Origin of the sequence: Modicisalibacter tunisiensis, from assembly GCF_020148005.1 — a bacterium.
Classification (GTDB): Bacteria; Pseudomonadota; Gammaproteobacteria; order Pseudomonadales; family Halomonadaceae; genus Modicisalibacter; species Modicisalibacter tunisiensis.
In genome coordinates this window covers 10,011-21,563 of record NZ_JAGXFD010000001.1, presented here as the reverse complement: position 1 = coordinate 21,563, position 11,553 = coordinate 10,011, and the positions used below count along the sequence as shown (strand labels likewise).

Genomic DNA, 11,553 nt, shown 5'->3' with positions numbered 1-11,553 from the left:
TGCCGGGAGCGAAAGGGTAGCGTGAACGCCTCCGGCCCCACAACCGGGCGCATCATCCCCCGTTGCCCCACACCACGAAGTGGGGGTTGTGCGTTTCTTCGGGATTCGCGTAGCGCAGCGGTTCGCCCTGCAGGGTTTCCACGCGGCCGCCGGCCTGCTCGACCACCGCCTGGGCGGCGCCGGTATCCCACAGGCAGGTAGGACCCAGCCGCGGGTAGACGTCGGCGGCGCCTTCGGCGACCAGGCAGAGCTTCAGCGAACTGCCCATCGCCACCATCTCGTGCGGGCCGAGCCTGTCCAGCCAGGCGGTCGTCTCGGCGCTCGGGTGCGAGCGGCTGCCCACCACGCGCCACGGGGTGCCTGGTGCCGGGGCACCCGAAACACGAATGGCCCGGCGCTCGCCGTCCTGACTCACCTTGAAGGCGCCGACGCCCGCGGCCGCCAGGTAGCTGACGCCGAGCGCGGGGGCCACCACCACGCCGAGCACCGGGCGGCCCTGCTCGATCAGCGCGATGTTGACGGTAAACTCGCCGTTGCGCTTGATGAACTCCCTGGTGCCGTCCAGCGGGTCCACCAGCCAGTAGCGCCCCCGGGAATCGCTGCCGGGAAAGCCCTCGACGTCCTCCTCGGACAGCACGGGAATGTCATCGGGCAGGGCCTCGAGGCCGGCGACGATGAGGTCGTGGGCGGCCTGGTCGGCTTCGGTCAGCGGGCTCTGGTCGTCCTTCTCCTCGACGGTGAATCCGCGGGCGTAGACGGCCATGATGGCGCGGCCGGCATCGAGGGCGATGCGTTCGGCGTGGTTCAGCAGATCGGCAAGATCCATCGGTCAGGGTATCCTCTGGGCTTCGGGCTTCGGGCTTCGGGCTTCGGGCTTCGGGCTTCGGGCTTCGGGCTTCGGGCTTCGGGCTTCGGGCTTCGGCCACCAAGCGGCTCGTGGCCCGAAGCTCGTGGCTCGCCGCTTCAGTCGATCAGCCGCCGCTCGCGCAGCAGTTCGATGATGGTCTCGGCGGCCTCGTCGCTGCTCATCTCGGTGGTGCGGATGTGCAGGTCGGGCGCCTCCGGGGCCTCGTAGGCGGAGTCGATGCCGGTGAAGTTCTTCAGCTCGCCGCGCCGGGCCTTCCTGTACAGCCCCTTGGGATCGCGGTCCTCGGCGACGTCCAGCGGCGTGTCGATGAAGATCTCGAGGAACTCGTCGGCCTCGACCAGGTCGCTCGCCATCTGGCGCTCGCTGCGGAAGGGCGAGATGAAGGCGGTCAGCACGATCAGCCCGGCATCCACCATCAGCCGGGCCACTTCGCCGACGCGGCGGATGTTCTCCACGCGGTCGGCATTGGTGAAACCGAGGTCGCGGTTGAGGCCGTGACGCACGTTGTCGCCGTCCAGCAGGTAGGTATGCCGGCCGCCGGCGTGCAGCTTCTTTTCGACGAGGTTGGCGATGGTCGACTTGCCGGCCCCCGAGAGCCCGGTGAACCACAGCACGGCCGGCTTCTGGCCCTTGGCCAGCGCCCGGGCCGGCTTGTCGACATCCACCGGCTGGCGGTGAATGTTCTGGCTGCGCCGCAGGGCGAAGTGCAGCATGCCGGCACCGACGGTGTTGTGGGTCATGCGGTCGATGAGGATGAAGCCGCCGGTATCCGGTACCTCCCGGTAGGGGTCGAAGGCCACCGGGCGCGACAGGCTCAGCGTGCAGACGGCGATGCCGTTGAGCTCCAGCTGCTTGGCGGCCGCGTGTTCCAGGGTGTTGACGTTGATCTGGTACTTGATGTCGCTCACGGTCGCCGTGACGGTCTGGGTGCCGAGCTTCATCTGATAGGGGCGCCCGGGCAGCAGCGGCTGCTCGTGCATCCAGACCAGCGTGGTCTCGAACTGGTCGGCGGTCTGGGCCGGCGAGTCCGCGCCGGAAATCACGTCGCCGCGCGAGATGTCGATCTCGTCGTCGAGCAGCAGGGTGACGGACTGGCCGGCCACGGCCTCGTCCAGATCGCCGTCGAAGGTGTAGATGCGCGAGACCGTGCTGGCCTTGCCGGAGGGCTGCACGCGGATGGCATCGCCGGGGCGCACGCGGCCGCTGGCGATGTGGCCGGCAAAGCCGCGGAAGTCCAGGTCGGGGCGGTTGACCCACTGGACCGGCAGGCGGAACGGCGCCTGCTGGTGGCGCTGGTCGTCGACCGCGACGGTTTCCAGATAGGCCATCAGGGTCGGGCCGTGATACCACGGCATGTGATGGCCGTGTTCGATGACGTTGTCGCCCTTGAGCGCCGACATGGGGATGAAGGTGATGTCGGTCAGGCCCAGCTGCCGGGCGAACTCACGGTATTCCTCGACGATGGCCTCGAAGCGCTCCCGGGCGTAGTCCACCAGGTCCATCTTGTTGATGGCCACCACGAGGTGGCGGATGCCGATCAGCGACATCAGGAAGCTGTGGCGGCGGGTCTGGGTCAGGATGCCGTAGCGGGCGTCGACCATCAGGATGGCGGCATCGGCGGTGGAGGCGCCGGTGACCATGTTGCGCGTGTACTGCTCGTGCCCCGGGGTGTCGGCGACGATGAACTTGCGCTTGTCGGTGGAGAAGAAACGGTATGCCACGTCGATGGTGATGCCCTGTTCGCGCTCGGCGGCCAGGCCGTCGACCAGCAGGGCGAAGTCCATCTCGCTGCCCTGGGTGCCGTACTTCTTCGAGTCCGCCTCGATGGCGGCCAGCTGGTCCTCGAACAACAGCTTGGACTCGAACAGCAGCCGGCCGATCAGCGTGCTCTTGCCGTCATCCACGCTGCCGCAGGTGATGAAGCGTAGCAGGCCTTTATGCTCGTGCTCTTTCAGGTAGCTCTCGATGTTTTCCGATATCATCGGTGATGCGTGTGACACAGTTTTTCTCCCCGGGGTGGTAGAGCACGAGCGCTGCGAGCTCCGGGCATCGCGCTTCGAGCCCACCCTGCATGTTTGATGGCTAGTTCCGTGGTCGTGCAGCAAGAGCCTTGAGCAGCGAACCGAGCATTCGAGAAATCACCATGGCTTCGCTGCGCCAGTGCTGGCCCACTGGCTCAGGGATGTAGCCGACTTCGATACCGATCAGTGTCTGGGTCGCGAACTCGCCGCAGGAGCCCTTGGCAATGGAGGCAAAGCGAAATTTTTCTCGCTCGCTGTAACGCTCGAAGCCTTCGGCGATATTGCTGGGAATCGACAGTGCCGAACGCGTGATCTGATCCTTGAAGCCAAAATCACGTAGCTCCTTGAGCTCGCGGTAGACCGCAGCGCTCAGCTGCTTGCTGCGTTGCCAGACTTCCATCTGTTCATATCGCATAGACTCTCCTGTTGCCCGCAGCCCGCAGCCCGCAGCCCGCAGCCCGCAGCCCGCAGCCCGCAGCCCGCAGCCCGCAGCCTAGAAGTACCCTTCAGCCTTCTTCTTCTCCATCGAGGCGGCGCTGTCGTGGTCGATCACGCGACCCTGACGCTCCGAGGTGCGGGTCAGCAGCATTTCCTGAATGATCGCCGGCAGGGTGTCGGCCTCGGACTCGATGGCGCCGGTCAGCGGGTAGCAGCCCAGGGTGCGAAAGCGCACCTTGCGCATCATCGGCACCTCGCCGGGTTCCAGCGGCATGCGCTCGTCGTCGACCATGATCAGCGTGCCATCGCGTTCCACCACCGGGCGTTCGGCGGCGTAGTAGAGCGGCACGATGGGGATGTCCTGCAGGTAGATGTACTGCCAGATGTCCAGCTCGGTCCAGTTGGAGAGCGGGAAGACCCGGATCGACTCGCCCTTGTGGCGGCGGGTGTTGTAGAGCTTCCACAGTTCCGGGCGCTGATTCTTCGGGTCCCAGCGGTGCTGGGCGGTGCGGAAGGAGAAGATGCGTTCCTTGGCGCGGGATTTCTCCTCGTCGCGCCGGGCGCCGCCGAAGGCGGCATCGAAGCCGTACTGGTCGAGTGCCTGCTTGAGCCCTTCGGTCTTCATCACGTCGGTGTGGATCGCCGAGCCATGCGTGAAGGGGTTGATGTCCTTCTCGATGCCTTCGGGGTTGATGTGCACCAGCAGTTCCATGCCGGTTTCCCTGGCCACCTGGTCGCGGAACGCGTACATGGCGCGGAACTTCCAGCGGGTGTCCACGTGCAGCAGCGGGAAGGGCGGTGGCCCGGGGGCGAAGGCCTTGCGCGCCAGGTGCAGCATCACGGCGCTGTCCTTGCCGACGGAGTAGAGCATCACGGGGTTGTCGGTCTCGGCGACCACCTCGCGCATGATCTGAATGCTCTCGGCCTCGAGCCGTTGCAGGTGAGTGAGCGTCGTCATTGGCGTTCCATGGGGCGTGAGTGTGAAGAGGCGCCACGCCGCTTGGCTGCCGAAGTGGCAGTCAATACGTCGGGTGGAGCGATGATGAGTAGCAAGTCCGGGTGCTCGCGCAGCCAGGTCTGAATCTCCGGACTGGCCGTGAGGTCGGCACCCCGAAAGAGCATGGCCCGGCAGCCTTCGGCCTTCAGGCGGGTGAAGAGCTGCAGATAATCGTCGGCCCGGGGTGGCGCCGTGAAGCAGCGGGTATACAGCGTGTCCCGCTTGCCGTGGGCGAAGAGCTGGTAGCGGCGCGGGTGGCCCGGTGTTGCGGCGCATACCCGGGCGCCCGCCTGCCATAGGTGGCTATCACGGTTATCGACTGCCGGTAGTACCTGCTGACGATACCAGCGGCCCGCCGGGGAGCGACGGCGTTCCAGGCCGGCGAGGTCCAGCGGTGCCGGCTTGAGGTCCTGCTGGGCCAGCCAATGTTCGACGGCTCGCGGCGAGGCGGCGCTTGAAGCTCCCGTGTTACCGCCCAGTGCCTGGGCCAGGGTGCGCGCGCTCCAGCCCGGCTGATCGTCTGATGGCCACTCGGCGAGCCATCGCTCCAGGTGCCGACGTTGCGTATCGCCGAGCGTGGCCCCCTGGCCGGTGGGCCGCCCGCGGGGGCGCACCGGGACGGCCTCCCAGCCGCCTTCCCGGAAGGCTTTCCAGGCGGCGGACACGGTGGGCGGCGAAAGCCCGGTACGGCGTGCCGTCTCGGCGACGGTCATACCGTCGAGCCGCAGGCGCACGGCCTGGAGGCGGCGTTCGCTGATGATTTCGGGCGATAAATGTTTAGTGGTCAATATGGTTTTTAACTATCTGAAAATAAACAAAAAATATGGAAAATAAGCAAATTTAAAGTTCGCCTTGTTCGACTAATCATAAAAGCCTACGTAGAATCGCTCAAGCGTGATTTCAGCCATCAAGGATGCCCTGATGACGACGTGGGTGGTTTTGCTGTCTCTGGCCGGTCTGCTGGTGTTACTGATTTCCGGGCGTGTGCGTCCGGCGGTGGGCTTCGTGAGCCTGGCCGTGGCCTACCTGCTGATGGGGCTGGTGGACACGGCCACATTGTTGCGCCAATACACCAACCCGGCCCTGGCCACCTTGTTGCTGCTGTTGCTGGTGTCGTTGGCGCTGGAGCGTTCACCCTTGCTGGAGCGGGTGTCGAATCGTCTGGTCGATGGCCATCCGGGACGGGCGACGTTCAAGGTCATGGGTACCAGCGCGGTACTCTCAGCCTTTCTCAACAATACGGCGGTAGTGGCCACCTTTCTGGGAGCGATTTCGCGCCAGCGCCAGATCGCCCCCTCGAGGCTGCTGATTCCGTTGTCCTATGCATCGATCCTGGGCGGAATGACGACCCTGGTCGGTACCTCCACCAACCTCGTGGTGAGCTCCTTCGCGATGAGCACGGCCGGGTTCGAGCTGAGCATGTTCCAGTTCAGCTGGGTCGGGTTGCCGGTGGCCTTGATAACCTTCCTTGTACTGCTGTGGCAGTCACGGCGGTTGCCGCACCATCAGCCCGAGGCGGCCGCCGATGCGCTCTCCTACTTTCTGGCGGCCGACCTTCACCCGGGCTCCGAGATGGTCGGTCGTAGCATCGAGGCCAACGGGCTGCGCAGTCTCGAAGGGTTATATCTGCTGGAGATCGAGCGCCATGGGCGCCTGATCAGCCCGGTAGGTCCCGAAGAGGTGCTCCAGGCCGGCGATACGCTGGTATTCACGGGGGAGGTCGGCAAGGTGCAGGCGTTGCAGCGCTTTCCCGGGTTGCGGCTGTTCGGCCATCAGGCGGACGATCTGCTGGCGACCAATCTCGTGGAGGTAGTGATTTCCCACGAGTCCGAATTGGCGGGTCGCACGCTGCAGGAGGTCGATTTCCGCAGCATGTTCAATGCCGGGGTGGTGGGGATTCGTCGGGGTGGAAAGCGGCTGGAGGGGCAGTTGGGCAAGATTCCCCTGCGTGTCGGCGATTGCCTGCTGATGGCGGTGGGTAGCGACTTCCGCCAGCATCGCAACCTCGACCGCAACTTTCATTTGCTCAGTGGCAGCCTCACGCGGCCACGACTCAACCGCCTCGAGAGTGGCCTGACCCTGGCCGGCTTCGCGACGGTGATCGCCCTGGCGACGTGGGGAGTGTTGTCGCTTTTCCAGGGGCTTCTCCTGTTGCTGGGGGCGCTGCTCGTGGGGAGTGTACTCAGCCCCGCGGAGCTGCGGCGGCGTTTTCCGTTCGAGTTGTGGTTGATCATCGGCTCGGCGCTGGCGATCGCCCAGGCGCTGGAACACTCGGGCGCCGCCGGCTTGATGGCGCAGGGGATGCAGGCTGTTTTCGATGGCCATGGCCCCTATGCGGCCCTTGTCGGCTGTTATTTGCTGGCCTTGGTGCTTACCGAGACGGTAACCAACAATGCCGCCGCCGCGCTGGCGTTTCCGGTGGCCTGGTCCACCGCGCAGGCCTTCGGCGCCGATCCCATGCCGTTCATCATGGTGGTCGCCTACGGGGCCAGTGCCTGCTTTCTCATCCCTTACGGTTATCAGACCCACTTGATGGTCTACTCTCCCGGGCGCTATAGCCTCAAGGATTTCCTGCGCATCGGGTTGCCGGTCAGTCTGACCTATTCCGTCGCGGTGCTGGTGCTGACGCCCTGGGTGTTTCCGTTCTGATATCACATTGGGCAGGACTATATCGATGGCCTTTGACAGCGGCATACCTGCGAGCTGTGTGAACGCTGGGCGGTGTGATCGCGGCATGTCAGCGTCTGGGCGCATTGTCTTGCGCTTTTGTCGTTTAAAAACTACTATTTGGTCATGCTTGAGATCAAACAGACGGATGTCTACCGAAAGTGGGAGCGCAAGCTTCGTGATCAGCGTGCCAAGGCACTGATCGCGGCCCGTGTCTTTCGGTTGGCCAATGGGTTGGCGGGCGACGTGAAGCCCGTGGGTCAAGGTGTTAGCGAGCTACGTATTCACCATGGTCCTGGGTATCGTGTCTACTTCAAGCAGCGTGGCGACGAGATTATCCTCCTCCTGTGCGGCGGCGATAAAAGCACCCAGCAGGGAGATGTCGCCACCGCGCAGCGTCTGGCAGCAGAGTGGGAGGCGTCATGAGCGACAAGATTTACGACTACGATCCAGCAGCGGCCCTGGAGAGTGAAGAAGCCATTGCCGTGTTTCTCGCCGATGCGCTGGAAACCGGTGATTCCGCTTACGTCGCGAAGGCCATGGGCGTAGTGGCCCGTGCCAAGGGCATGACGGAATTAGCCCGTGAAACCGGCCTCTCCCGTGAGCAGCTTTATCGTTCATTCAGTGAGCAAGGCAATCCAACTCTGAAAACCATGCTTGCGGTGATGCGTGCGTTGGGCGTGGACTTGACGGCACGTCGACACGAAGAGCCCGCGGCGTGATGCCAGGAGTGGGTGGACTGGTTGTCCTGCCTTGGATGCGCGATCAGTCAAGATTTTAACAATCTCTCGAAAATCAGTTCGGCCATGGCCTGCGCCGCCGGCGACAGGCTGCGCCGGGCCGGTTGCAGCAGGCCGATCTCGCGCTCGACCCGGGGCTCGCTCAGTGGGATGAAGCACAGGTGGCGGTGCTCCTCCGGGAAGGCGAGCCGGGGCAGGGTGGTCACGCCGATGCCGGCGTCGAGCATGGCGGTCAGCGAGATCATGTTGGAGATGAAGAAGGCGCTCTGCTCGAGCAGCGGCGCGGCCTCGGTGCCCTCGAGCAGACGCGAGGTGCCGTTGCGGATCAGGCGCTCGCCCTGCAGCTCCTGCCAGTTCAGGGTCTCGCGCCCGGCAAGGCGGTGATCGTCGCGGCAGACCACGCCCACGGCATCGTGCATCAGCGGCGCGAACGACAGGCGTTCGTCGTGCTGCCACAGGCTGGTCAGGGCTAGGTCGACCTCGCCGCGGCTGACCAGTTCGCGAACGAAGTCGGCGTTGCCGTCGTGCAGGCTGATGTGCAGGCCGGGATGGGCGGCGGCGAAGTCGGCGAGCAGGGCGGGCATCAGGCGGCTGGCCACCGAGGGCACGGCGGCGATGTCGACATGACCGGCGCGGCGCTCGACCCGGCTGACGATGTCGCGGCTCAGCCGGTCGTGCTGGGTCAGCAGCTCGCGGAAGCGGGGCACACAGTAGGCGCCGAACGGGGTGAGCCGTGACTTGCCGGCCTTCTCGAACAGGGGCTCGCCGAGGCGCTGTTCGAGTTCCTTGATGGCCATCGACAGCGCCGGCTGGCTGCGGTGAAGCCGGCGGGCGGCGGCATGAAAGCCGCCCTCGTCGACGACGGCCACCACATAGCGCAGAGGTTGGATCTTGAGCTCGGGGAGCATGGGAATCTCCGGGCAGGTTGCCCTTCCTGATGATAAGACTATCTTACCATTTTATATTTATTATTGATTATCCTTATCCGTATGGCTCGCCTAGGATGACGGCATGTTTTCCAGGAGGTGACCATGTCGGACGTTCATTCCCTCTATATCGATGGTGCCTGGGTCGAGGGCGCCACGCGCCTGACCAACACCAGCCCTTCCGATACCTCGGACGTGATCGGCGAGTTCGCCCAGGCGAGCGTCGAGCAGGTGGGGCAGGCGATCCAGGCTGCCCGGCGCGGTGCCCGCGAATGGGCCGCCAGCGAGCTCGAGACCCGCTACCGCATACTGATGGCGATCGGCGACGAGCTGATCGCGCGCAAGGACGAGCTGGGCCGCCTGCTGTCCCGCGAGGAGGGCAAGCCGCTGGCCGAGGGCGCCGGCGAGGTCTATCGCTCCGGCCAGTTCTTCCACTACTACGCCGCCGAGGTGCTGCGCCAGATCGACGAGCGGGTGGCCTCCGTGCGCCCGGGCATCGAGATCGACACCCGGCGCGAGCCGGTCGGCGTGGTGGGCATCATCAGCCCGTGGAACTTCCCCATGGCCACCGCGGTGTGGAAGATCGCGCCGGCACTGGCGTTCGGCAACGCCGTGATCTTCAAGCCGGCCAACCTGGTGCCGGCCAGCGCCTGGGCGCTGACCGAGATCATCAGCCGTCAGGCGCTGCCGGCGGGCACCTTCAACCTGCTGATGGGCAGCGGCTCGAGCGTCGGCGACGCGCTGATCGCCAGCCCCGAGGTGGACGCGGTCAGCTTCACCGGCTCGCTGGAGGTGGGGCGCCGGGTCGCCGCGGCGACCGCCGGCAACCTGGTCAAGTGCCAGCTCGAGATGGGCTCCAAGAACGCCCTGATCGTCGCCGACGATGCCGACCTGGACCTGGCCGTCGAGGCGGCGTTCGCCGGGGCCTATTCCGGCACCGGCCAGAAGTGCACGGCGTCGTCGCGGCTGATCGTCACCGAGGCGGTGCACGATGCCTTCGTCGAGAAGCTGGTCGCCCGGCTGCGCGAGGCGCGGGTCGGCCATGCGCTGGATGCCGGCACCCAGATCGGTCCGGTGGTGGATGCCCGCCAGCTCGAGTCCAATCTCGCCTGGATCGAGCGGGGCAAGGCCGACGGCGCGACGCTGGCCTTCGGCGGCGAGCGCCTGAGCGCCGAGACCGAGGGCTACTACCTGGCGCCGACGCTGTTCGTCGATACCCGCAACGACATGGCGATCAATCGCGAGGAGGTCTTCGGGCCGATCGCCTGCGTGATCAAGGTCCGCGACTACGAGGAGGCGCTCGCCACCCTCAACGACACCCGCTACGGGCTGACGGCCGGCATCATCACCGACTCGCTGCATCTGGCCAGCGACTTCAAGGCGCGCGCCGAGACCGGCTGCGTGATGGTCAACCTGGCCACCGCGGGCACGGACTATCACGTGCCGTTCGGCGGTCGCAAGGACTCCAGCTTCGGCCCGCGCGAGCAGGGGCGCTACGCACGCGAGTTCTACACCGTGGTCAAGACCTGCTACGTCAAGGCCCACTGAGCCAAGGCCCGAGGAGAGCGCGTCATGTCTCAAGAGATGCTGATCGTCGACGGCCTGCAGTATTCCAACTGGTCGCGCGAGATCTTCGAGCAGATGCACGAGGGCGGCGTCGATGCCGTCCACGCCACCCTGGCGTACCACGAGACCACGCGCGATACGCTGTCGCGTTTCGGCGAGTGGAACCGGCGCTTCGAGGCGCATCATGACCTGATCATGCCGGTGCGCGAGCCCGCCGATATCCAGCGCGCCCGCGAGGCCGGCAAGGTGGGCATCCTGCTGGGCGCGCAGAACTGCTCGCCGATCGAGGACGACATCGACATGGTCGCGGTGATGCGCGACCTGGGGCTGCTGATCATGCAGCTCACCTACAATAACCAGAGCCTGCTGGCCTGCGGCTGCTACGAGGCCGAGGACAGCGGCATCACCCGCTTCGGGCGCCAGGTGATCCGCGAGATGAACCGCGTCGGCATGGTGATCGACATGTCGCACAGCGCCGAGCGCTCGACCCTGGAAGCGGTCGAGCTCTCCGAGCGCCCGGTGATCATCTCGCACGCCAATCCCAGCAGCTTTTATCCCGCCAAGCGCAACAAGTCGGACCGGGTGCTGTCGGCGATCGCCGAGTCGGGCGGGCTGCTCGGCTTCTCGGTCTACCCCTTTCATCTCAAGGACGGCGCCGACTGCACCCTGGAAATGTTCTGCGACATGGTGGCCCGCACCGTCGACCTGATGGGCATCGAGCACGTCGGCATCGGCACCGATCTGTGCCAGGCGCAGCCGACCTCGGTGCTCGAGTGGATGCGCAACGGCCGCTGGTCGAAGACCATGGACTACGGCGAGGGCAGCCAGGCCAACGCCGGCTGGCCGCGACCGCTGCCGTGGCTGCGCGACAACCGCGACTTCCCGCGGCTGATCGAGGGACTGCGCCGGCGCGGCTTCGATGACGCCGCCGTAGCGCGCATCATGGGACGCAACTGGGTGGACGTGCTGGAGCGAGCGGCCACGCCGCGCTGAGAGTCCCGAATCCGAGTGTCCCGAAGCATCATCCCCTTCCAACAAACCACAACGGGGTATGTCATGTCTGACGCCAAGCTCTCCACCGCGCCGGCCTCCACGGCCGGCGCCCGCTGGGGGGACCCGCTGGTCCTGAGTCTCACCGTCGGGTTCATCCTGGTCTTCTGCATCCTGTCGCTGATCGATGTCGATATGGTCGCCAATGCGATCGGCGCCGGCTTCGCCTGGACGGCCCGCACCCTCGGCGCCTACTTCCAGCTGTTGCTGCTGCTGACCTTCTTCATCGCCATCGGCCTGGCGGCCACCCCCGCCGCCAAGGCGCGCATCGGCGATCTCG

General features: G+C 65.7%; 12 protein-coding genes. 6 read left to right on the top strand and 6 right to left on the bottom strand.

Going from position 1 to position 11,553, the window contains the following annotated elements:
• Positions 1 to 52: 52 nt before the first annotated feature.
• From cysQ to KGQ91_RS00095, 5 genes are all read right to left on the bottom strand, one after another.
• A complete protein-coding gene (gene cysQ / locus KGQ91_RS00115) occupies positions 53 to 826 on the bottom strand; it encodes a 3'(2'),5'-bisphosphate nucleotidase CysQ (RefSeq protein ID WP_224416747.1) in 774 nt (257 codons plus the stop codon).
• Positions 827 to 963: 137 nt separating this feature from the next.
• Positions 964 to 2,850 (bottom strand): sulfate adenylyltransferase subunit CysN, encoded by a 1,887-nt coding sequence (gene cysN, locus KGQ91_RS00110; protein ID WP_163649511.1) that lies wholly within the window; start codon positions 2,848 to 2,850, stop codon positions 964 to 966.
• A gap of 100 nt (positions 2,851 to 2,950) precedes the next feature.
• A complete protein-coding gene (locus KGQ91_RS00105) occupies positions 2,951 to 3,304 on the bottom strand; it encodes a four helix bundle protein (RefSeq protein WP_163649512.1) in 354 nt (117 codons plus the stop codon).
• Between the two features lie 78 nt (positions 3,305 to 3,382).
• Complete coding sequence (gene cysD / locus KGQ91_RS00100; protein WP_224419935.1) at positions 3,383 to 4,285, bottom strand: sulfate adenylyltransferase subunit CysD; 903 nt, start codon at positions 4,283 to 4,285, stop codon at positions 3,383 to 3,385.
• Positions 4,282 to 5,037 (bottom strand): helix-turn-helix domain-containing protein, encoded by a 756-nt coding sequence (locus tag KGQ91_RS00095; RefSeq protein WP_263478925.1) that lies wholly within the window; start codon positions 5,035 to 5,037, stop codon positions 4,282 to 4,284. The genes cysD and KGQ91_RS00095 overlap by 4 nt, the downstream gene beginning before the upstream one ends.
• A 208-nt stretch (positions 5,038 to 5,245) precedes the next feature.
• Here KGQ91_RS00095 and KGQ91_RS00090 point away from each other — a divergent pair, with 208 nt between their 5' ends.
• From KGQ91_RS00090 to KGQ91_RS00080, 3 genes are all read left to right on the top strand, one after another.
• Positions 5,246 to 6,973: an SLC13 family permease gene (locus tag KGQ91_RS00090; RefSeq protein WP_224419934.1), complete on the top strand. Its 1,728-nt coding sequence runs from the start codon at positions 5,246 to 5,248 to the stop codon at positions 6,971 to 6,973.
• Between the two features lie 144 nt (positions 6,974 to 7,117).
• Entirely contained in the window at positions 7,118 to 7,417 is a 300-nt protein-coding gene (locus KGQ91_RS00085; protein ID WP_163649516.1) for a type II toxin-antitoxin system RelE/ParE family toxin, read from the top strand.
• The gene (locus KGQ91_RS00080; RefSeq protein ID WP_163649517.1) at positions 7,414 to 7,713 is read left to right on the top strand and encodes an addiction module antidote protein; all 300 of its coding nucleotides are present in this window, start codon (positions 7,414 to 7,416) and stop codon (positions 7,711 to 7,713) included. The genes KGQ91_RS00085 and KGQ91_RS00080 overlap by 4 nt, the downstream gene beginning before the upstream one ends.
• A gap of 47 nt (positions 7,714 to 7,760) precedes the next feature.
• On the opposite strand, the gene KGQ91_RS00075 is transcribed toward KGQ91_RS00080, so the two are convergent.
• Positions 7,761 to 8,639, bottom strand: coding sequence for a LysR substrate-binding domain-containing protein (locus KGQ91_RS00075; protein ID WP_224416750.1), 879 nt, complete (start codon positions 8,637 to 8,639; stop codon positions 7,761 to 7,763).
• A 123-nt stretch (positions 8,640 to 8,762) separates the two neighbouring features.
• On the opposite strand from KGQ91_RS00075, the gene KGQ91_RS00070 reads away from it, so the two are divergent.
• The 3 genes from KGQ91_RS00070 to KGQ91_RS00060 all read left to right on the top strand — a co-directional run.
• Positions 8,763 to 10,205, top strand: coding sequence for an aldehyde dehydrogenase family protein (locus KGQ91_RS00070; protein WP_224419933.1), 1,443 nt, complete (start codon positions 8,763 to 8,765; stop codon positions 10,203 to 10,205).
• 24 nt (positions 10,206 to 10,229) lie between these two features.
• Positions 10,230 to 11,216: a dipeptidase gene (locus KGQ91_RS00065; protein ID WP_224419932.1), complete on the top strand. Its 987-nt coding sequence runs from the start codon at positions 10,230 to 10,232 to the stop codon at positions 11,214 to 11,216.
• A gap of 63 nt (positions 11,217 to 11,279) precedes the next feature.
• A partial coding sequence (locus KGQ91_RS00060; protein ID WP_224419931.1) for a BCCT family transporter occupies positions 11,280 to 11,553 on the top strand: 274 nt, incomplete at its 3' end.